Source organism: Streptomyces sp. NBC_01089 (assembly GCF_045162975.1).
Taxonomy (GTDB): Bacteria; Actinomycetota; Actinomycetes; order Streptomycetales; family Streptomycetaceae; genus Streptomyces.
On record NZ_CP108660.1, the window covers coordinates 1,752,307 to 1,774,269 of the forward strand.

The window sequence follows — 21,963 nt, forward strand, 5'->3', positions numbered from 1 at the left end:
GCCGCACGGGGCGGAGAGACCGTCGTGGAAGTCGGCAGTCCGCGGCGGTCAAGGGTGCGTCGAGGCTGGGCACGGTCAACTTCCAATCGCCGCTTCCGTGGTCGGTGTGCTGGAAGTGGGTGAGGGTGTCTGCGTCGTCCTTGAGTTCAGTGATCCAGGGGGCCATCCCCGGTGGTGCCAGACGCTCGGGTGCGGGCCCCTTCAGGTCGGGTCCGAGCCAGGTGACGCGCGAGGGTTCGCCGTCCGGGGTGCGCAGTTGGCGGTCGAACCGGGGGCGTCCGCTGATGTGGTGTGTGGCGCTGCCGACGGTGGGAGTGCCAGAAGTGCTTTCCGACCGGCGCGTACTGTCCGTCCAGCCCCGAGGAGGGGAAGAGGCCGGATCCGCCGTTGTGAGCACGGGGCCCTCCCGTCGGAGGGTGAGCTGGACCGTTGCGGTGTCCGTGGTGCCGGAGATCTCCATGAAGTCCAGGTCTCCGCTGGTCGCCAGAATCGAGGTCCGGGCGCCGAGGGACGTGCCGGACCGTGTCACCCCTCCGGGGGCTACCCGCACCCCACCATGCGCCTCGCAACAGCAAGCCACTCGATCCGGGGCTTTCTGTCAGCTTGCCTCGGCAACGCCCGGCTGAGACGACCTCGGCTTCCAGGCTCCCTCAGGGGGCACAGCGGCGATGATGGTGTCGAGGATCGCGTGGGACGCCTGTAAATCCTCGATGGCGCGGGTGATTCGCTCGCTCTCCCGGCGCAGTTGGGCGAGCAGGTCCGGGCAGGTGGGCACGAGGCGCTCGTCGTCCGCCCGGATACACGGTAGAACCTGAGCGATCAGCGCGGTGGAAAGACCTGCCGCCAGCAGACAGCGAATGCGGCGCACTGTCTCGACGTCCGACTCGGCGTAGACGCGGTAACCGCTGGGCAACCGCTCAGGCGTCAGCAGTCCCTGCTGCTCGTAGTAGCGCAGCAGCCGCTCATGCACCGTGGTGCGCTGCACCATTTCGTTCATGCGCATACCGCTCGCCCCATTCCCGCTTCCCCTGCACACACCACGACTTGACTCTGACACTGATGTCGGAGTTTAACGTCGGTGTATGACCACTGATCACGTGCTTCCCATCCCTCACCTCGATGTCCTCGTGCAGGGGCGCGGCCCCGCGCTCCTGCTGGCCCACGGTGCCGGAGGCAGCATCGAGGGAAACTTCGGCCTCGTCCTCGACGACCTCGCCCAGGACCACACCCTCGTCGGCCCGCACTACCCCGGAGCGGGTGGCTCCCCCGCAGCCATCGAACCCCTGGACCTGGACGACCTCGCCGACCGCCTGGTCGCAGCAGCCGTCGCGGCCGGCCAGGACTTATTCGCCGTCCTCGGGGAGTCCCTCGGCAGTGCCGTGGCCGTCCGGATCGCCACACGGCACCCCGACCGTGTCCGGGCCCTCGTCCTCACAGCCGGTTTCTCTATCGCCGACCCCGTCCTGGCACTCGGCGCCCAGCTGATCAAGTCCCTTGCGGCGGCCGGCCAGTGGGAGGACGTGGCACGGCTCGCCCTCCTGTCCTGCATGTCGCCGGCGGACCTGGCGGACCTCGAACCGGCCGCCCTCGACGAACCGGTCGCCCAGACCCTGACCGCAATGCCGCCGGGCATGCTGGACCACTTCGACCTGGTGTCCCGCGTGGACGTCCGGGCCGACCTCGCGACGGTGTCCGCCCCCACCCTGGTGGTGGCGCCGACCGGCGACCGGCTGGTGCTGCCGGAGAGCTCGTACCGCCTGGCGGGAGGCATCCCGGGCGCCCAGCTGATCGAACTGCCCGGCGCAGCGCACCTCCTGAACCCGGCAGACCGAGCGACCTGGCTCCGCCACGTCCGCGATTTCCTCGCCGCCCTCCCCGCCACGTCACCGTGAGCAACGCTCCTTCCGGATCAGGCCGTCCGCCCACGACGTCGCCGCGGCGTCGGGCCGGCCTGCTCGTTCTCGCCGCCACGACCTGCGTCGTCGTCACCACGGAGCCCCCGTCGGTCGGACTGCTGACGCCGATCGCCGACGAGCTGCGAGTCGCGCGATCACGGATGGGCTGCTGGTCATCGTGTACGACTCCGCCTTCGGACTGACGACAGCTCCGCTCACCTGCTGGACCACCGGCCGGCCGCGTGCTTCTGCGTAATCGTGCATGCGGTCTGCTCTCTCGGCACCGTGCAATCCGCGGCCGCGGTGAGCTACCCGACGCCAGCGTTCCCTGCGCGGGGCGGCGCACAGAGTATTCGGTCGATCGTCGCCGGGTACGCAGCCGCGCCGGCCACACCCGGCCGCTGGGCTGTACGACAGCCGTCGCCCTTCGCCGGAACTCGACGGACGGCCCCGACCCCTGTGGTGCCGGGCCTCGTTTGTGCCCGGATCACGCGGGCAGCTTTCTCCCACCCTCGTTTGCTTGCCGTCGGGTCGGTGCAGCGGCACCGGCGTATGAGGGCCGTTCTCGCATCGACAACAGTCCTCGAACGGCCCGCCCGCAGCTGACACCTGGCGGGAAGGCCGGCACGAGGTACCCACCCGCCTCGTGCCGACCCGCGGTGGTTTCGTGGAAGGGCGTCGCCCCCTTCGACCAGCTCGTCGCCTGACGAGGGCGAGTGGCAGCTCTGCTCCTCTTCACCGTATCCGGTGCGACATGGGCGGCGATCCTCAGGAGGCCGTTGGGACGATGCCCACAGCGACGCTATTGCCCTCACTGATGTAACCGTCGTGTGCCCGTAGCGGGTTGGCCGCGTCGGCCGGATCAAGGAAGGGCTCCCAGCTGCCCGCCAGCCCCATGCCGACCGCCTGCCGGGCGACAGCGGCGCAGGCTTGTGCGTAGAACCCCAGGGTCGCCCGGTCCAGCGGTGCGTGGTGCTCAATCAGCATCGTCCGCTGCCGCACCGCCACCAGTCCCGCCTCTTCCAACGCCCGGTGCAGCCGGCGGGTGCGCAGCAGTTGGCGCGCGTAGCCGGAGGTGCGGGCAGCATGCCGGAAGAAGTCCGTGTACAAGAAGGGGTCACCCGGGCCCACGGTGATGAGCGAGGCATCCAGGTCTTTGACGGCAACGATCCCGCCAGGTCGCACAACGCGGCGGAACTGCGCTATTGAGTAACCGAGTTCACCGTCGTCGAGGTACTGCGTGGTATTGGCGCACCAGACTGCGTCAAAAGTGTCGTCTTCATAGGGAAGGTCGAGTATGTCGCCCTGCCTGACATCGAAGGTGCAGTGGGTACGGGCCTCGCGCATTCGCCCGGCGGCGAGCGCCGCGTTCTCCTCAGCGAGATCGATCGCCGATACCTGACCAGCGGGACCGACCAGGTCGGACAGCCAGGGAAGGAAGGCGCCGCTACCGCAGCCGGCATCGAGAACATGCCAGCCGGAGCGGATGCCCGCCTGGTCCAGGGCCGCTTGGTAGTGCGGTGCGCACGCGGCGAAATGTGCGTCGACGATCTCGTCGTGGGTGAAGCCGAGACCCGTCGACGCCGTGTGCCCCCACGACACATGATCCTTTGTCAGCATGAGTTCTACCTGTTCCGATCTGCCGTCATGGCATCGTCGAGCAGCGTGGTGAGGAGGCTGGTGACCTGGGCGGACGCTTCCATCGGCTGGAGGTGACCGGTCCCCGGCACGACGACCAACCGCCCGCGCGGCAGGGCGTCGGCCGTACGCGCCGCGTCCTGGAGGGAGACGAGTTCGTCCTCCGCCCCTGTGACGACGACGGCAGGTACGTCGGTGGCCCGCAGGACGGACAGAGAGTCGGGGCGTGCCGCGATGGCGCGCTGCGCCCAGGCCACTGTCTCGGGCGGGGCGTCCTCGGCCATGGCCAGGACCTCCTCGACCAGGTCCGGGCATTGGGCTCGGGTACTGGCACCGAGGAGTAACGGAGCAGTTCGGCGCACCACTTGGCCGTGGAGTGTCTCGTCGAGCATCAGATCGGCGAACCGCAGTCGCTCGGCCGCCGTCTCGTGCGTGTCCGCGGTAGCCCTGCTGGCGAGCAGTGCGAGGGCGCGGACGCGGCCGGGGTGGCGGCGCAGGAACGCCATCGCCACGTAGCCGCCCATCGAACATCCGGCAAGGGGTTGCTCAGCCTCCGACAGGTTCGCAGCCCCCAGCGCGATCGCGATCGCCAGGTGCACCAGTACCCCGGCGCGTTCCCGCCGGCCAGCTGCTGCGCTGGACGGCAGTACCCCGGCCAGCGCACCCGTCAGCCCCATGCGGTCCGCGCACCGGCGCAGCAGCACCGCTCCCGCATGCCCGACCAGCCTCTTCCCGTCAGCCACCACGGACAGCCGACGGTCCCGCCCTGTACTCTCGACCACCAGAAAGGCGCCTTGCTCCCTCCAGCGGATACGATCTAGACACTCGCGTTCTCGCAGGTCAACGGCACCTTTCTGCTAGCGGGGCGTCAGATCACCCAATTCCGCTGAATACCCAGGGTTAATGCATCGAGTGGCGGGGCCGACTGGGCAGTCACAGCCGAGGGACCCGTCCGCCTCGCGACCGCCGCGGCGAGGCCCAGGGCTGGGTCGACCTGATGGACCAGCTGGGCTGGAAGCCGCTGCGCAACCGCCACCTGCTGCCCGAACGCGTGGCCCGGCGCCAGGTCACCACCGACCCTGTGCCGCGGCGGACGATCCCGGACAACCGCTGGCCTTCATCGATCTCACGGAGGCGTACTCGTTCGGCCACCCGCACAGCTTGACGCCGCACGCCGACCAGGACAGGACCCAAACGGTCCGTCACGTCACGACGAGGCAAGCGTTGCCTGAGGCGGCACTGGGCTCCAACGCCCGCGCAGGAAACGAGGCCGTTCGATGAGCCCGTACCGCCGTGTAGAGCCGAAAGGCGCCCGTCAGCCCTGGGAGTCCCCTGGGACTTTTCTGGGACTTCCGGCCCCATCAAGCGGCACGAACGTGAAATAGCCGAAAGGTCATTCGCCCAGGTCAGCGGCCATCGCACGCCTATCACAGCAGGTCACGACACTCGCTGGTCTCTTCCGCGACATCTGAAAGTCTTCAGAATTAACGCCGTTACACCCCTCTTGACCTGCACTTATGCGAGCCATGAGGGGATTCGGCTTCGCCCGTGGGACTTCTCAGGGACTTTTGGGCCGAGTCAGGAGTCTGCCAGGCTGAGGGACGGATCAACCGGAGCGACACACGTGATGGGCCACGGGCAGGGCGTCTGCCTGAGCGGCGCATAGACGAGGACAAGTTGGGCTGGGTGGTCGACTCACTGCCTCACGGTCACACTCACGCACCATCCACGAGCCCCTCCCGCTCACTGCGGAAGCAAGCTCGCGCATCATGAATTTTGCCGCTGCCCCGCGGTCACGATGGAGGCATGTTTCCAGCCCGCAGCACTCCGCACCCGCTCCAACCGGCCTCTCGGATGAGGTCGCATGACCGCGTCATCCGGGACCGAACCCCACCTGCCAGGCCACGTCCAGCATGGCCCGCGGCCCGTCCGGTCCTCCTTCGGTGCCATTCGGGCTGGGCGCGGCTGCCCACTCCCGCGCCTCGGTTCTGCCGCCGGATCGCAGGGTGGCGGAGGTCGCCACCGGGCAGATCGAGCCGAGCAGCCGTCCCTCGGCCGACGCCCCGACCACCCGGGCCAGCCGCCTCAGCAGCATTGCCACGTCGGTGCGCTGGGCGCCGTCGTAGGTGTGGAACTCGTCGAGTACGAGACTCCGGGGTGCGGGTATGCGCAGCGCGGGGGCCCCTTTCCCCTCCCCTTGCTCAGGTGTCCAGATGGTCCACGAAGATGCCGATGAGGATGCGACCGCCCAGGCGGGGTTCGGGGAGACTGAAGTGGACGCGGTTGCGGTGTCGTTCCTTCTTGCCGTGCCACTCGCAGCGGTAGGTCTCGCCCTCGTGGTCGACGTCGCGCTGCTTCATGCTTCCGGGCTTGGAGCGGGTGTTGGGGCTCTCGGGGGACAGGTCTAGGCCGAAGCGACCCAGTTCGGCCTGCACCTGATGCGGCTGCCCTGAATGCAGGGCCAAGGCCTCGGCGAAGTGGTCGTGCACCACACCCAGGAGCCGCACGACCCAGTCACGCATCTCCGCGTAGGAGCCGTCGAACTTGCGGAAGGACAGGGAGTCTGCGAAGACCAGTTCCGGGAAGCTCTGGCGGGCGCGGTCGAAGAAGTCCTGCTCCGCTATGTTCTCCCGCTCGAAAAGGGAACGCCAGAACTCGGACAGCGCGGACGCCTCGACGAGGTGGAAGACCTCCTCGGCCACCGGCTCGTCGGTCGTCCCGTCGCTCGCGGAGAGTGGGAGCCAGCCGCGGCGGTCCCGGACGGGGAAGACCAGACAAGCAACGTGGTGCCTCTGTCGCGTCCGCCACCAGGCGTAGCAGAGGGACCAGGCGAGGTCATGGGCGGCGCCCGCCACTTCGACCCGGTCGGGCAGGCCGGCAAGATCCGTGTCCGTGTCCCAGGTGGGGCAGCGGTCCATGAGACGGACCATCCTCAGTCGCGCGTCACGTCCGGCGCGCGGCGTCTCCCCCTCGTACAGGACATCGTAGAGCTTCCGGTCGTCCGCGCACTCCGCCTCCACCCACCACGGCGAGACGGCGACCGGATGCTGTTCGGATAACTCCTCCAGGGTGTCGCTGAAGTCGTCAAGCAGCTCCGTCAACCGCCCCTCCGTCAGCCCTCTGAAGTCGAAGGACGACTCGTCCACGACAATCCGGTAGGGCTCACCGTCCCCTGCGCCTGGCACGTGCAAGCCTCCCCAAGTCCTGTTCGATCTGGTCGAAGAAGCCTCGCGGCCACTTGGTTAGTTCGCCCTTTGCGGTGAAATCGATGGGCGTGGAACCGGCTTCCTCCTCGCCGAAGTAGTGCACGATCGCGTCCTCGGGCCGCAGGATACGTTCCTCCGCCACGGCCAGTCGCGCGCCGTTGAGGACGTGGTCGCTGTGCGTCTCTACGACCACCTGGGCGCCGGCCCCGGCGACCCGGGCCAGGAAGCTGCCCAGCTTGGACTGGCCGCCGGGGTGGAGGTGCGCCTCCGGGTTCTCGACGATCAGCAAGTCCCCCGGACCGGTGAGAAGGCCGGCGACGATCACGGGCAGGGCGTAGGAGAATCCGAAGCCCATGTTGGCTGGGCGGATCGGCTCGCTCAGCAGGCCCGGCTCCTGGAAGCGGATGGTGCTCGCCGTGATGCCGGGCGGCCACTGTGCGGTGATCTTGATGGGGCGGATGATGTCGGAGGCCCAGGTTTCCACCTGCGTGCGCAGGGTGGTGACGTTGTGGGTGCTCCGGGTCGTCGGGTGGAGCAAGGGCTCACCCACCACCCGGGTCTCATGCAGGGCGAGTACTTGCGCGGTGTACTCCCCCTGCACACCGACTCCGAGGAGGTCGGGATGCTCCGCAGAGACGCCCAGCTGGTCGCGGGGGCCGAGGCGCTCGGCGCACAGGTAAGTGAACGCGCTACCCCTGCCGCACAGTTCCGCAGGCGGGGGCCCACTATTCTCGACCACCCTAAGGTAGAGGGCTTGCTCGTCGGGAACCGTGAAGCGGTGCTGGCCGGGCTCCTCGGCGCCGTCGCCCACGATCTCGATCTCGATGGTGGAGTCGGGGGCGTCCGGGTGTAGCACCTCGTGTGCTTCACCCAGGGCGAGTCCGTAGGGGCCGTTGAGCTGGACCACTCGACCGGCCGGCGCGTCCGCGAGCTGGCGGGCCAGCAGCAGGCTCTGGACGGTGGTGCTCTTCCCCGTTCCGTTGAGTCCGGTGAGCACGGTGAGGGGGCGCAGGGCGAAGGAGGCGTCGGCGAAGCGCTTGAAGTACCGGACGCGCAGAGAGGTGATCACTTACCGGCCTCCGTGACCTGCGCGGTCACGTCGAACCGGAGCATCACCCGGCGGACGTCGCCCGTGGAGGAGGTGATGGCCTCCAGGTACTGGTAGTCCTTCGTCATCAGAAAGCGTGCGGCGTCCACGATCGCTTCGCGGCGCTGTTCTAGGTCCGTGGCCTCATACCGGGCGAGGGCGATCGACCATGTCTCGAAGAGCGCCCGGTTGATCGGGTTCCGGCCAGACGACTCCAACGGCCACTTGCGGAACGCCTGATCGCCGAATACCAGGCGGACGTTCACCATGGCCTTGCGGAAATCGGCCATGAGCGCGCCGACTGTGGCGTCCCCCTCTTCCGTACTGTCCAGCACCGTAGTGGTGTGCTGGAGGAAGGAGTCCATCGCGGCGTACTTCACATAACCCTCCGTACCCATCAACCAGAAAGCGGCGAACCGCAGGGCCATCTCCCGGTCGTTCATCCGGATGTGGCCCCCCATGTTGTTGGTCGCCGCGTTGAACTCCGCCGTGGAGGTCATCTCCCGTAGGATGGTCCGACTGCGATCCTTGCTCATGCAGTGCCGGATCTCCTGCGCGTTCAGGGGTGTGCCCCCCGTGTTGATGCGCTTGAAGATGTCGTACATGACGTCCGGCGGAGTCGTCGGGTCGATGACGTTGGTGACGATTTGGGTGTTGTAGATGCGCCGCTTCCACGGAGCGGGGAGGTCCTCGAAACGTTTTCCCTCCACCGCGCTCTGCAGGTACTCGAGCCCCTTGAGTACGAACCCCCCTTCCTCTCCCCCGCGCACGAAGTCGTGGATGGTCGACAGGCGCTGGAGGCCGTCGACCACGCGCATGAGCCCGTCGGTGTCCTCGGCGAAGTAGAAGGCCGGAAGCGGGATCTGCAGGAGCACGGACTCGATGAGCCGGGACTTCTGCCTGGGTTTCCACACCCGGCCGCGTTGGAAGTCCGGGGCCAGCTCCAGCGATCCGTCCTCGATCATGTCCAGGGCGTTGCGCAGCGAGAACTGCTTGGTGTTGACCCGGATCTGCTCCGGGTTCCACGGCCTGTCGATCTCCGGTGGCGCGTCCTCGGCCTCGGTCTCCGCCTCGACTCCGGTGCCCGTGTCGAGGAAATGCTCCTCCGTGATCTTCGGCGGCTGGGGGGTGTCCGAGGTCGTCATGAGGCGATCGTATCCGGGCGGCCGGCAGCCGTGGGCCTCCCTAATCGTTTCAGGCAGCAACGGGTATCTCCCGCCGTTTACATAGGCCCGCTAGGCTCGCTCTCCGACGACCTCCTGGGCAGACGGTCTTCCAGTGTTCTCCGGACTTCTGCGAGCTGCGTCTCGGCCCGCAGTAGGGTGGCCCTCAGCTTCGGAAACTCAGATCCCGCGGCTGGTTGACCGTCAGTATCACCGGTGTACGTAGCGAGGGTCCGTGCCAACTCAAGGACGGCGTCTCGCGCGGCTCGCTGTTCGTCCTCTTCGACATGCTCCGAGAGCCTCAGCCACTTCGCCTCCCTGTCGGCAGCTTCCCGTGCAGCGACTACGACGATTTCACGTACGACGCCGCGGACAGCCTCCTCAAGGTCCAGGGCGATCCGAAGCAGGGGTGCTGCGACCATGTCGTCGTCGCTGGGTTCACTGCCAGGTGGGAACATCCGGTAGAAGTGCCATGGGTCTTGAGGCTCGCTTAGCCGTTCCAGTGCTCTGAGCACGGGCTCGAATGCGTGGAGTGGCGGACTGGGGATGGGAAGTGTCGCCCGGTGGTTCCAGAGTGCGAGGACGGCGGTCGCAGTCTCACGCCGTATTTCGTCGGCCTCCGCCTCAGGGGCGCTCTCCGCGCGGATGATCAAGTCGCCGATGTGATGGGCCATCCATCGGCCCAGAACATCGTGGGCCGAGAGGCCGGCGGCGATTTCCTTGCCCAGTGCGAGGGTCCGGTCAAAGCTCGCTGCATCCTCCGGATTCATCGAAGAGGTAAATCTTGTAGGACCTTTCGTGTGGGGGGAGGGATTCGTCATCGTCTTGGTCGTACCTCACTGAGTAGGGCTGCCTGTGGTCTTTGTGAGTACGGTCGATCATCACTTCGACGATCATGCTGCGTCCGGTCAGGGCCAGGAGCTCCAGTAGGGCGTCACTCCGGATTTCCAGCCGGTGCCCCTTAGTTCCTGTCACTCGGTCCGAACTGGTCGCGGCCGTGTCATCCCAGACGGCGCTGCGGAGGGCAACGCCATCGGCACGATTCCATTCACGCATATCCGCGTCCGGTTTCAGCCGGAGCAGACCGACAATTTCTTCAGCGGGCCGGTACGGCGGGTACCTGACCCCAGCGGCCAGCGGATCTCTGTTGTCCTGCCCTTGACATCCGTCAGCGACGACAATCCAACCGGTCAGCTGGAAGCCTTGGGCATCGAACTGGTAGTCGCTGTCGTCGGCGTTCGGGATTCGGTACGCCATGTACGAAGGGGCGGTCTGTAGGGCGAGTGCGAGGGCTCTGGCCCTTTCGGGGGTGACCAGGGCGCTGTGGATCAGGACTTCCTGCGCGGCCTGGTAACTCGTGTCGTCGGAGTCTTCCCAGACCGTGACCCATCCGTCGCTTGCCAGGAGTCGCTCACTGAAGTGCTGGCTGTTCAGCTGCCAGATCCAGTCCGGGTCTGGTGAGTCGTATTGTCCACTGAAGACGCTCTGCGGCGAGGGATCTCGCCGGTCGGCAAGCCATCTGCCGTCGTCGCGCGCGAGAAGGAATTCACCGAGCCAGTCAGTGAACAGGTCCGTGTCGGCCTCGCTGTCCCGGTACACGGGATGTGTCTTCAGCAACTCCCCGGCGACGGTCCACAGGGCATGGGTAGAGAGATAGAAGTCCAGATCGTCGGCGTCCGGCCAGTTCGTCTGGTGGGCGAAGGTGCCTCCTTCCCTGTACAGCTTCAGGGTGTGGCGCGGGTCGTCCTCGTGGGTGCCGCGGCAGGAGAGCTGCCAGGTGTCCGTAATGGTGTGCCCGACGAGTCGCAGGACCGTCTCCTCGGAGATTCCGAAAGCTTCCCCGAGCGGCTTGCACCACCGGTCGCCGAAGTCCCAGAAGAAATGGAAATCGCTCGGTTCTTGTGCGAGGGATCCTTCGTCCGTCTCTTTCAGTGTCCTTGCCCTGCGTTCCGCCCATGACTGGCTGACAACCTTCTTCGGGGTGTTGACCCCGCGCACGATGTCGAGTTCGTCGGCTGTCAGACTCCCGGAGCCGGAAGAGGCAAGAGCTAGGTAGATCGCTTTCGCGCTTTCCTGCATCACGACATGCGGCCCGTCCTCGAAGATCACCTTGCGCAGCAAGGGCTCGAATTCTGCGAGTCCCTGGTGCGTTGCCGTGTTCTGAGCGGCACGCGCGAGGGCGAAGAGTAGCCATTGGAGGGCGTGTCGACTGTAGAAGGGCAGACGGGCGTCGTGAAACGAGGTCACGTCAAGAGTGCCCAGCGCGAAGCTCTGCAGCGCGTCGAGTTCTTCTTTGCAGCCGAGTTCGACGAGGAGCCGGACGCTGTGCGCGGCCCGCCACCTTGCGTCGTGTTCGGGGTCTCCGAGGACCGCCCACAGGTAGCCTGCGAGACATTCCGCGCCCCCTGCCGGTCTGGCGGGAAGATCGGTGAACACACCGTCGCCCGAATCTTCAGGGGCAAGGGCGGTCAGCATCGTCCCGAAGTCGTCGAGGACGACCTGTGCCTGTACTCCGGTGAGCCGTGGAGCGAGCCGGGCCGCCAGGTGGTGGCACTCCTCGGGGAGGAATGCAGCGGGCTGCGAACCGAGTTCCCGGATTGCTGTTCCGAGCAGATCCGCATCAGGCGTGCCGGCCAGGTCCGCGAGGCTCTGTAGGTCGATCGGCTCGTAGCCCTTCGTGGTCAGCTCCCGGCTGAACCGCGTGGCGACCGTGTCCACAAAAAGACGCAGCTGCCGGCGTGCGGCTTGGGGAAGCAAGGGCCGCTCGGCCAGCCCCTTGAGCAGATGTTGGTAGTCGAAGGTGCTGAGGTTGGGATGGGACTGGAACGCGGCGAGCATGTCGCCGAGTTCGCGCAGGGGCACGCTGACGGCTCGGTCGATGACCTGCTCCATACGTAGCAGGTGGTCCGACCCGTGCACCAGCTGGCGGACCTTCTCCCAGCCCTCGTCGGTGGAGAGATCACACGCGGTGAGAGCGTCCTCCAACTGTCGCGCACGCGCCACTCGCGCATCGTCCTCCTCACCCTGCGTCCACCCAGGAGAGCTGTAGCCGGATGACGCCGGGAACGTGATGTGGCGAGACCGACCGGCGAACAACGTTTCGGAGAGGTCGATGTCCAATTCGCTGGCGGTCTGGTCAAGGCGTTCGAGGGACGCGCTGCTGAAGCGACGTGCCCGCAAGTGCTCTCCCAGCGTCCCAGCGATGTGTTCCCCGTCGTCGGGAGCCTCGCGCAGGGCCCGTTCGACAAGGTGGAGGGCGCCGATACGGTGCTCGCCGAACGGCACCATCGCCAGAGCGGTGACCGCGGACGGAGCCAGCGGGCCCGCCGCCTCGTCGAGAAGTGCCTGGATGAACGGGCCTTCGGAACACAAGCGACGGTCACGCCAGCGGGCAGCGACGACTGTCGCGGTCCTCGGGTTCAAGTGACCCATGGCACTCAGGACCGTGGAGTGATCCATTCCGTCCCCGAGATAGGGCTGAAGGCTCTCAGCGAGCTGGGCAACCCGATACGCGCGGCGATCGTCCTCGTGATTTCCCTCGGAGGCTCGGCGAGCGACGGCAAGGAAGGACCGCCACAGCACATGTACGTCGTCGCCCACGCGGTCAGTCAGATCGATTGCCCGGGTGAAGTAGGCGTGAGCCTCGCTTGTGTCGAATCGTTGGACGGCGCGAGCGAGTTTGACCATCTGCTCCGCCTTGTACTCAGCACTCTCCTGGGTAGTGTCTAGCGACGCGGCGACAGACTCCGCGAGTTCAATGGCGATGTCCTGCAGTTCATCGACGGGGGCCGCTGCTCGGACGGTGTCAATCAGGATTTCGTCTGCAATGTGGCTCTGCGCAGCCCGGTACCAGTCGAGCAGGAGCCGACGCGTCACATCGGACGAGCCGAAGGCGAGAATCCGGATGCCGAGTCGCGCCACACCTCGATAAAGGAAGAACGGCAACTCTCGTCCGTCATGCTTCCCCGGCATGGCCGCCACGAGATTCCGGAACGGGACTTCTGTGTCGCCGGAGGCTCCTACCAGGCAGTCGATCCACAGGCTGGCCCAGGCTCCGAGGGGCACGACGCTCTGCTTGTGGTCGTTCAGCGTGCTCGAGTAGGTATGGGGATGTTGTCGCGCTTCCAGGACGTCGTCGCCCGCGAGCACATCCACGTCGAAGGGCTGTCTCCGGACCTTCGATAGCAGCGCGAACCCGCAAAGGAGTGCGAGTGTGTCAACGTTACTGCCGTAGCGGCTTCCAGCGCCGCGGCCCAGGTCGTCGGGAAGGTTGAGACGCAGGATACGTTCGGCCTCCTCGTCCGACAGCACACCGTGGCGCAGCCCCATGGCGATGATCCAACCGACCGCCGGAAGCGCCTTGTTCTCCTCTGCGAGACCCGGATGCCGGCTAAAGGAGACAGGTCTGCGTTGGCGCTTCAGCATTCTCACCAGGCGCCGCGCAAGCGGCGCCTGGCAGACGAGGTTGGCCTGCCAGGCAGCGTAGGCGACGGCGAACTGCAGGTACTTCAAGCGCGTGACCGAGTGGCCGAGAGCCTCCAGTTCCTCGGTACGGCCCGAGTCGGCAAGCCGGGTGGTGATGATCACTCCAGCGTCGAAGCCCACCCGATTAGGGCGCCACCGGGCCAGGTATCCAACGCATGCCTCCACGCCGTCGGTGTTCAGGAGCCCGAAGGCGACTTCAGCAATGTCCGTCGCGGTGACGCGGTGTCGGCGCAGACCGTCGTCAGGCTGCCGCACCCACGCCTGCAGCCATTCCGCCGCGCTGCGCAACCGACTGCGGGCGAAGTCGGTCTGACCTGCGGCGAACGAGAGAAGTGCACCTTCGAAGTGAAGGTTGGAGCCCGGCCAGTCCATAGCAAGGCTGCGATTCGCGACTATGCCTTCGACGGTGCTGGCGTCCAGGAACGCGCCCGCCAGATCGGTATTGCACCTCAGCAGATGAAGCCGTCGGGAGTGGCCGGCGGCCAGACTTCCAGCCTTGACGGCCAGCCGGGCCGCCTCCCATTCCTTTCCCACGCGCAGCGTGGCCTTCAGGGCAAACTGAACCCGCTGCTGAGCAATCTCCCGCTGCTCCAGATCGTCGCCCTCGGGGAGGGCCCCGTCGGTCATCGCCAGCTCGACCAGGGTGTCGACCTGACCGGCCTCCCACAGCAGTTGAGGCAAGGAAGCCGCCACATACGGTTCGCCTGCGGCGAGCGGCGTCAGGCGGTCGATGAAGTCGATCAGGCAGTCGCCGGTCGGACGATACTCCGTCCGAAACCAGGTCTCGGTTGGCTCGTCACGGAACTGCAGGGTGTCACCATCTACTAGCAGGGAGCGTCCGAGATCGGCAGCGAAGCTGTGGATGAGCGCGGCTGGCACCCCGCACAGCTCCGTCAGAACCCTGACGGGGATCCTCGGCCGAAGTGCGGCCATGGCCTCGCACAGGCGGTCGATCTCCGCGCTCAGGTGGTGGTTGGCGTCCTTACAATGGTCCACCAAGCTCTGCAGGAGTTCGTCGAACAGAGAGACGTCGGGATGTATCGCCTCCCCAAGGGAGGCAAGACAGGAGTCGAGGTCCGATGCCGTACTGAGAACGAGGGCTTGGATCCGGGGGTTGCCGCCGGTGCGACGGTGGAACTCGGCCGCCTGCGCCTCCGTGACCGCGCCGAACACCGATTCTAGATGCTGCATGGATTCGGTGACGCCGAACCCCGCGAGCTCGGTTCTGTAAACACCAGGAGGCGGTTCCAGCAGATTGACGCGTTCGGTGCGGCACAGCATGACGAGTCGCACGTTGACTGGCAGAGTCTCTCGCAATAGGTCTGCCACGAAGGTGCGCTCACCACCGTCTCTCGCGATGAGAGCCGCATTGTCGGCCGCGTCCACGACAAGAACCAGGAGCGCCCCGGGAGTGGTAGCCGCGACAGCCTCCGCCGCGCTGTAGACCCTAACTATGAACGCCTTCCCATAGTCGGCAGGCTGAGCCGTACCGGCCGGAATCAGCGGATCGCAAAGAGCATGCGCAGCAAGCTCGTTCGCCAGCTGCACCAAGCCTTGTTGATGCTGATGGCGAGGTGAGCTGGCGCGCCGGTAATCGCCGTTTCCGAAGCAGTCGTAGACGAGGGTGACGGAGCCCTCCGGCAAGTTCCGTTCGATCTGCGTGGTGAGCACGGATTTTCCGACGCCGCCAGCCGCGTGGACAATGACCGGCCGCTTGGCGAGCCGCACGATGTCGTCGACGATCTCGCGAGTCTGCGGGGTCACAATGACGCGCCCGGGCCGGCCGATGAGGTTGGGAGCGGGCAGGACGCGCTCCGGTGGGACCCCGAGAGCAGTGAGCACAGTGGAGCGGTCGACGACGTGATTCATCTCGAGCGAGGTCGCGCGTCTCGCGATCATCTCTTTCAGCAGAAGGGGCTGCACATCGGGGGCGCCGGGTAGAAATCCGGCCAGATCCAGCCGGAACAGCCCTTCGAGCCGTAGTAGACCGGGAGCCATGGGATCCACCTGTAGCTGATTGAAGAACGTTGCTTCGCCGTCCGCGTCGCCGGAGAACCCCGCATACTGCCTGAGGAATCTGACCTCGTGGGCGTACGCGCCGTGCTCACCACCTGCTGCCAGGATCCCGATCGCTCTCAGTACGGCGTCACGGACTGGCCGGTTGGAAAGAAACTCAAAGGTCACCTTCTGCTCAAGCTCTGGCGACTCCAGCCGGATGCGTCTGAACTTCTCCGCGAAGCCGCTGACCGTCCCGGCAAGACCCGACACGGTCCACTCCTCCGTGGCCCGCGTCGTCGAATGCTTCAGTTGCCGATACACCACACGGTTCGCTTCGCGAAGCCCGGTCGCGCCGTAGTACTCGGCAATGTCAATGACGTCCTCACCGTCGCGACCCTCCGTGTCGTCGTGCGACACGCCCTCGATAGCAATCGCAGTCAAATCCGCACCGGGGAGCAACAGCTTCAGCGCCTGTCGAGCCGCCCAGTGATAATGGAACTGATCACCGTCCCGGCTGGCACGCAGAAGATCAGTGTCAGGCATTCCCACTCCCACCTCAGAGCGGCGGTATCGAGCAAGGATCTCCTCACATCGCCACAGACGAATACGGCACAAGCCTGCGCACGGTAACCCCAGTCGGGCAACGCGTCCGCCAACGTTACCGCGTCCAGATCATCGACTCGGATGGAAACTGCGTTCACGGAGCCGCTCACCAGTGACGACTATCGTCGGCGGGCAGGACAGGACCTTCACTGCCGGTTCAAGGATCGCCACGGGAGCCGAGAACGTCAGTCCGCGCTGGGAGCCCTGTGGGACTCTTCTGGGACTGCCGACCGCGTCAACGAGCGCGAGCTCGAAACAGCCGGAAGGCCACCTGCACAGGTCCGCGACGCAAATTCCGCCCAGCGTGCCGGGCCACAGGGCCGCATGGTCTCTTCCACGACATCTAGAGATTCTGTGCCCGAAGGGCCGCCTCCCGAACCATCGGGAGCCTCGCGGTGGTTCGGGAGGCCCGACCCGCGGTATCGGATTTCAGAGGCACCCACCTCGTCATCGAGTCCCAGGACTCCAGGGTGTCCATCAGGACTTCCATCGTGGCCGGGGCCTCCGGTCCGACAGCGCTCGCCAGGATGAGCAGCATTCCTTCGTCCTGATCCACCAGTGCAATGAACTCCTCGGTCGCGGGAGCGGTCCAGAGCTGGCCGAACGATGCCACCGCGACCTCACCGGGACCGGTGAGTGCCCAAGCGCGCCCATCGGAAGACCTGGGCGGCAATCCGGACCACAGCGGGCGGAGGTTGAGCGCTTCAGCGCGGGTCGACCGGAGTCCGAAAGCGGACGTGACCGTCCAGCGGTCCCCGCTCCGGATCAACTGCGCCACCTCGAGAGAGGGATTGATCACGAAAGCGGGAACGACCAGGTCGTTGCGCTCCCCCACAGGAACTCCGGCGGTGAAGGCCGTCCAGCTGATACCCGCTTCTTTCGACACACTGAGCAGAGCCGAATCGTTCCAGTGCGGATAACGGCACAGTCCGAAGTGGAAGAGCCGAGCGTCAGCCCACTGCTGGTCGTCCACATGAAGTGCCGGAACCCCGTCGCCCAGTGGATATCCGCAGTCCTGGCAGTCACCGGCCCAGAGCAACTGCATGAGGGAACGGGCTTCGTCGTGCCCGAGTCTGTCCAGGCAAGTCTGGCTGAAGGCTAGGTGCGGGAGTCCGGCCGAGCCGTCCGCGGCTTCCAGGACCACCCAGTCCGACGGGTGGCCGTGCTCCCGTGCCCGGCTCCACCATTCCTCCCCCAGCCGGACGTTGCCGAAGGAGTACGCGGTCACGCCGGCCATCAGGCAGCCGATCGAGTCGCCCAGACTCCCCTGCTTGACCGCCGCATCGTAGGCACGCGCGACATAGGCGTTCGCCGTTTCATGGTCCTTCCTCCGCAGGAGGACGCCGGCGTACGAGAGCGCGGCGAACGGGATCTCGCCGTCCGCAGCGACTCTCAGGGCCTCGACGGCTTCGTCCGACTGCCACTTCGACCTCAGCCAGTCCGAATAATGCAGTGCGCTCCCGGGATCGCCGGCCTCGGTACCGCGCTTCCACAGCGCTGCCGCCTCGTCCTGGTTCCCCAGCTTTTCGTGCACCAGGCCGAGGGCGCCAATCGACTCGCGTTCCCCGCCCTCGATCGCACGCTCGTACCACTCCCGTGCCGCTTCCAGACACCCCCTCGCGTAGGACAGGGCACCCATGTTGTGAGCCCCGCTAGAGTCACCCAGGTAGAAAGCGCGCTCGAAGCAGCGGGCGGCACCGGCATAGTCCATCTCCTCGGCCAGCAGCGCCCCGAGATTGATCAGGCCGTCGGGTACGTCCCGTTCCGCGAGCGGGCCGAGCACCTCCTTTGCCACCCGCGGCCGTCCCGCCACTTTGGCGACGCTCGCCACCAGCACACGGCGCGAGTCGTCCACGATGCGCAGGGCCTCGTCCCACACCTGTCCCGGGAGCTCACTCGGCCGGGACTGGGCTTGATCCGCTTTGACGGACATTTGAGATCAGGGGTTCAGCCCCGGGAGGATGTCCATCATGGAGAGCATGGGGAAGAAGAAACCTCGCCGCCCTCGTCGTTCGTTCACGCCGGAGTTCAAGGCCGAGATCGTCGGGCTGTGCCGACGAGGTGACCGCTCGGTCGGGCAGGTCGCCAGAGACTTCGAACTGACCGAGACCGCGGTGCGGGACTGGGTGAAGCAGGCCGAGGTCGACGGGGGCGAGCGCAACGGGCTGACCAGCAGTGAGCGCGAGGAACTGGCCGCGTTGCGGCGGGAGAACCGCCGGCTGCGCGAGGACGTCGACGTCCTCAAGCGGGCCACAGCTTTCTTCGCGAAGGAGGCCCGGTGACGGTGCACCCGTTCATCGAGGCGGAGAAGCGCGCAGGTCACAGCGTCAAACGGGCGTGTGAGCTGATGAAGGTCTCCCGGACCGCCTTCTATGCCCGTCGCTCCGGCCTGCCCGGTCCTCGTGCGGTGCGGGATGCCGAGCTGACCGAGCAGATCACCAAGGTTCATGCGAAATCACGCGGAACCTACGGGGCCCCACGCGTGCATGCCGTGCTCAAGCGCGAGGGCGCCGGGTGCGGCCGCCGTCGTGTCGCACGACTCATGCAGGCCGCCGGGCTGCAGGGCCGACACCGCAGACGACGGCATGCGACGACGGTCGCCGACCCCGGGGCCGCTTTCCGTCCCGACCTCATCGTCCGGAACTTCCAGCCCGACCGCGCCGGGCTCGATGCCCGCTGGTGCGGCGACATCACATATGTTCCGACCGAGGAGGGCTGGCTCTATCTGGCCACGGTCATCGACATCGCCTCCCGGCGCGTGGTCGGCTGGGCAACCGCCGATCACCTGCGGACCGAGCTGGTGGCCGAGGCGCTGACATTCGCCTGCCGGCAGCGTCGCCCCGCCCATCCCGTGATCTTCCATTCGGATCGCGGCTGTCAATACACCAGTCAGCAATTCGCCTCCCTGGCAGTCGAGTTCGGGGTCCGGCTGTCGGTCGGCCGCACCGGTCAGTGCTGGGACAACGCGCTCGCCGAGTCGTTCTTCTCGACCATCAAACGCGAACTGCTCGGCACCTCCGCCTGGCCCAGCCGGGCAGCCGCCCGCACCGCGATTTTCGATTTCATCGAGGGCTGGTACAACTTGCACCGACTGCACAGCAGCCTCGGCTACCTCAGCCCCGCCGAGTACGAGACCGCACTCGCAGCCTGACCACCACACCAATGGTGTCCGTCAAAGCGGAGCAAGCTCAGTCTTCGTTCGCTTCCAGAAGGGCCGCGTCGCATGACTCGTCGTAGCGACGCCACACGAGGCGGCAGATGTGCGTCCCTGTTCCTCCGGGTACCGCGACGCGAGCAACCTCGCCCTCCCCTTCGAACAGGTGCGCCGAAGTGAGCACCAGGCGGGAGTCCAGTAGAAAGCCGCTGCCCTGCCGCACTCCCTGAACGATGGCGATGCGTTCGATGGACCGGATGCTCATCCCCCGCGCAGTCCGGACGGATGCCCGAAGTCGCTCATGTCGACTTCGGCCTGATTTCCGATCTCGATCGGCCCGCCGTTGGCTGAGTCCTTCGGCTTCAGCTTCACGGACACCTTTTGGACGGAGTTCTGCGCCACCCCCACCTGGGCGTCGCCGGAGACCACCCATGCCTTGAACCCTGCTTTGGCCGTCGCGTCGCGCCGCAGTTCGACCGAGAAGTCCAGAGTGATCTCGTCGACCTCGAACCTGACGCGCTGGCCGTCCGCGGCGTGCACAGCGTCCATCAGCTGATCCCGCAAGCCCTGTACGGCCGCCGTAAGTTCCACGTTCTCCAACGGATAGCGCATGTCTCCGCTCCCCCATTCGGTCCACCGTCAACCGCCACCACTATCACATTGCCCCTGGTATGAAACGGCGATCCGGACAGTGCCTCCAGGCAGGACGGAACGCCGTGAGGTCGCGCAGCACCCGGCCGACACCCGCCAGCCCTTGCAAACCGCACGATCTGCGGGTCGTCCCCGGCACCCGCGAGGACGGCTCCGCCCAGGTCGCTCCGGCCGCGTCGTGCCCGCGGCCGCAGGGGACCGCCCAATCCGGCGCTCACTGCATCTCGCCAACTACACCATCCACAGTCTCCTGGACCTGCCCCTGCCCACGTCATCCGCCCTCAACAGCTGAGCTCCAGCACACCCTGCATAGCCTGAATGACCTGGAAAGGACGCCTGGTCTCCTTGGGAGTCCTCTGGGACTTTTCTGGGACTTTCAGCTGCATCAAGGGGCACGAACGTGAAACAGCCGAAAGGCCATTTCCGCAGGTCAGCGACTGGTGGTCGATCGTTCCTGCAGATCAGCCGAGTGACTGGTCTCTTCCGGGACATCTGACAGCCGTCCGGAACAGCTCGGCCGCATCCCTTCCTGACCCGCGCACCTGCGAGGTCAGGAGGGATGCGGCCGAGAGGCCGGTGATCCGGCGCCGGACTGCGCCGTCAGCAGCCGTACACGTACGTCCCCCACCCCGGGCAGAGTGGACACGTCGTCCCGGAGAGCTCGCCGCAGCGCCGGCATGTCGACGGCGCCGACCGTGATGAACAGGCCGTACTCGCCCGCTACTGCGAGCACCGACACCACCCAGGGCAGCCGGGTCAGACAGGCCGTCCGCGCGGACCGCGTGGGACACCGGACACCGGACACCGGACACCGGACACCGGACACCGGGTCACCCTGCACAACGACGGGGTCTGCTCCCCCACCGACCCGCTCTCCGGTGTGGCCACCGCGTGACCCGGCGGAGCACCTCGGGACGCGTGCACGGCGCCCCCGAGGGGCCCTCACCGTCGAGGAGGCAGCACCTGGACGGCCGGCTGACCGGGGCGGCACCCGGATGAAGGGTCCGCCCCAGGAGAAGCGGGCCCTTCACGTGCAGGGTCAGTCGAACAGGTCCGGCTCGGACCGGGAGATCTGGTCGAACAGCGTCTGGAACTGGAACCAGCCCGCCAACTCGAAACCGACCTGCCCGTGCGTCAGCTTCGCGTCCTCGTGCGCGATCGCCACGGTGTCGCCCGCCGCCTTGGCGGCCAGCTGGGCCTGCGCGGACCGCTCCATCGTGATGAACCACCAGGCGGCCGCGTCCACCGACGCGCCGACGGTCAGCAGCCCGTGGTTGCGCAGGATGGCGGCCTTGTTCCCGCCCAGCGCCGCGGCGATCCTGCGGCCCTCGGCCGGGTCGTTGGCCACGCCCGAATAGTCCGCGTACACCCCGTGGTCCTGGTAGAAGGCGCACGCGTCCTGGGTCAGCGGTTCGAGCGTCTGGGTGGTGGCCGAGAGCGACTTGCCGTACACGGAGTGGCTGTGCGCGGCACCGATCACGTCGGGGCGTGCCGCGTGCACGGCGGCGTGGATCGCGAACGCGGCGCGGTTGACCCGGTGCCGCCCACGGACCACGTCCCCGTCGTGGTTGACGAGGAGCAGGTCGCTGACGCGGATGTGCTTGAACGACATACCGAACGGGTTGACCCAGAAATGGTCGGTGAACTCCGGGTCCCTGGCCGTGATGTGCCCGGCCACACCCTCTTCGAAGCCGAACCGGCCGAAGAGGCGCAGCGCCCCGGCGAGCCGTTCCTTGCGGTGCCGCCGCTCGACGGCCGGGTCGTCGAAGACGGGCGGCCTGCGGAACGTCAGCTCCTCCTCGGGAACCGGCACGAGGTCGGCCCGGTCGAGCGGCTCGGCCGGCGGCCGGTGTCCTTCACGTACCCCTGCTTGCACGGTCATCCGTCACCTCGCGGAGTCTGCCGCCGCCCCGGCCGGGCGGCGTCCTGCTGCCTCATCCTGCGCGGGCACGTGCCGTACGTCGATGTGCCCGTGCCGCGGATCGGGAGGGCCGGGTTGTGACCGTGCACAAAGCTGCCGCCCGCATGATGCGCGGGGTCGCCTCACGGTGCGAACGTGCCGTACGGAACGAACGTGACGCAC

The 21,963-nt window shown here is 66.9% G+C and carries 17 protein-coding genes; 3 read left to right on the forward strand and 14 right to left on the reverse strand.

Annotated elements, in window-relative coordinates; all coding sequences use genetic code 11:
* Positions 1 to 598: 598 nt before the first annotated feature.
* A complete protein-coding gene (locus tag OG510_RS07720; RefSeq protein ID WP_328379086.1) occupies positions 599 to 1,003 on the reverse strand; it encodes a MerR family transcriptional regulator in 405 nt (134 codons plus the stop codon).
* 79 nt (positions 1,004 to 1,082) lie between these two features.
* On the opposite strand from OG510_RS07720, the gene OG510_RS07725 reads away from it, so the two are divergent.
* A complete protein-coding gene (locus OG510_RS07725) occupies positions 1,083 to 1,892 on the forward strand; it encodes an alpha/beta fold hydrolase (RefSeq protein ID WP_406136020.1) in 810 nt (269 codons plus the stop codon).
* Between the two features lie 771 nt (positions 1,893 to 2,663).
* Here the strand turns inward: OG510_RS07725 and OG510_RS07730 are convergent.
* The 9 genes from OG510_RS07730 to OG510_RS07770 form a co-directional block, all read right to left on the reverse strand.
* On the reverse strand, positions 2,664 to 3,515 hold the full coding sequence (locus OG510_RS07730) for a class I SAM-dependent methyltransferase (RefSeq protein WP_406136022.1): 852 nt from the start codon (positions 3,513 to 3,515) through the stop codon (positions 2,664 to 2,666).
* A 5-nt stretch (positions 3,516 to 3,520) separates the two neighbouring features.
* Complete coding sequence (locus OG510_RS07735; RefSeq protein ID WP_406136023.1) at positions 3,521 to 4,276, reverse strand: alpha/beta fold hydrolase; 756 nt, start codon at positions 4,274 to 4,276, stop codon at positions 3,521 to 3,523.
* Positions 4,277 to 5,406: 1,130 nt separating this feature from the next.
* Positions 5,407 to 5,634, reverse strand: coding sequence for a hypothetical protein (locus tag OG510_RS07740; protein ID WP_406136024.1), 228 nt, complete (start codon positions 5,632 to 5,634; stop codon positions 5,407 to 5,409).
* Positions 5,635 to 5,734: 100 nt separating this feature from the next.
* Entirely contained in the window at positions 5,735 to 6,718 is a 984-nt protein-coding gene (locus OG510_RS07745) for a hypothetical protein (RefSeq protein ID WP_406136025.1), read from the reverse strand.
* Entirely contained in the window at positions 6,696 to 7,808 is a 1,113-nt protein-coding gene (locus OG510_RS07750; protein WP_406136026.1) for a DUF3696 domain-containing protein, read from the reverse strand. The genes OG510_RS07745 and OG510_RS07750 overlap by 23 nt, the downstream gene beginning before the upstream one ends.
* Entirely contained in the window at positions 7,805 to 8,971 is a 1,167-nt protein-coding gene (locus OG510_RS07755) for a DUF262 domain-containing protein (protein ID WP_406136027.1), read from the reverse strand. Before OG510_RS07755 ends, OG510_RS07750 begins: the two co-directional genes overlap by 4 nt.
* Before the next feature lie 77 nt (positions 8,972 to 9,048).
* Complete coding sequence (locus tag OG510_RS07760) at positions 9,049 to 9,759, reverse strand: hypothetical protein (RefSeq protein WP_406136028.1); 711 nt, start codon at positions 9,757 to 9,759, stop codon at positions 9,049 to 9,051.
* Entirely contained in the window at positions 9,731 to 16,015 is a 6,285-nt protein-coding gene (locus tag OG510_RS07765; RefSeq protein WP_406136029.1) for a hypothetical protein, read from the reverse strand. Before OG510_RS07765 ends, OG510_RS07760 begins: the two co-directional genes overlap by 29 nt.
* A 403-nt stretch (positions 16,016 to 16,418) precedes the next feature.
* Positions 16,419 to 17,930: a tetratricopeptide repeat protein gene (locus OG510_RS07770; RefSeq protein ID WP_406136030.1), complete on the reverse strand. Its 1,512-nt coding sequence runs from the start codon at positions 17,928 to 17,930 to the stop codon at positions 16,419 to 16,421.
* Between the two features lie 115 nt (positions 17,931 to 18,045).
* Between OG510_RS07770 and OG510_RS07775 the strand changes: the two genes are divergently transcribed.
* Positions 18,046 to 18,357, forward strand: coding sequence for a transposase (locus tag OG510_RS07775; protein WP_406136012.1), 312 nt, complete (start codon positions 18,046 to 18,048; stop codon positions 18,355 to 18,357).
* The gene (locus tag OG510_RS07780) at positions 18,354 to 19,226 is read left to right on the forward strand and encodes an IS3 family transposase (RefSeq protein ID WP_406136011.1); all 873 of its coding nucleotides are present in this window, start codon (positions 18,354 to 18,356) and stop codon (positions 19,224 to 19,226) included. Before OG510_RS07775 ends, OG510_RS07780 begins: the two co-directional genes overlap by 4 nt.
* Positions 19,227 to 19,263: 37 nt before the next feature.
* On the opposite strand, the gene OG510_RS07785 is transcribed toward OG510_RS07780, so the two are convergent.
* The 4 genes from OG510_RS07785 to OG510_RS07800 form a co-directional block, all read right to left on the reverse strand.
* On the reverse strand, positions 19,264 to 19,494 hold the full coding sequence (locus tag OG510_RS07785; protein WP_406136031.1) for a hypothetical protein: 231 nt from the start codon (positions 19,492 to 19,494) through the stop codon (positions 19,264 to 19,266).
* Complete coding sequence (locus tag OG510_RS07790) at positions 19,491 to 19,841, reverse strand: trypco2 family protein (protein ID WP_406136032.1); 351 nt, start codon at positions 19,839 to 19,841, stop codon at positions 19,491 to 19,493. The genes OG510_RS07785 and OG510_RS07790 overlap by 4 nt, the downstream gene beginning before the upstream one ends.
* Positions 19,842 to 20,430: 589 nt before the next feature.
* Positions 20,431 to 20,871, reverse strand: coding sequence for an Lrp/AsnC ligand binding domain-containing protein (locus tag OG510_RS07795; protein ID WP_406136033.1), 441 nt, complete (start codon positions 20,869 to 20,871; stop codon positions 20,431 to 20,433).
* 48 nt (positions 20,872 to 20,919) lie between these two features.
* Positions 20,920 to 21,762: a class II aldolase/adducin family protein gene (locus OG510_RS07800; protein ID WP_406136034.1), complete on the reverse strand. Its 843-nt coding sequence runs from the start codon at positions 21,760 to 21,762 to the stop codon at positions 20,920 to 20,922.
* Between the last annotated feature and the right edge of the window lie 201 nt (positions 21,763 to 21,963).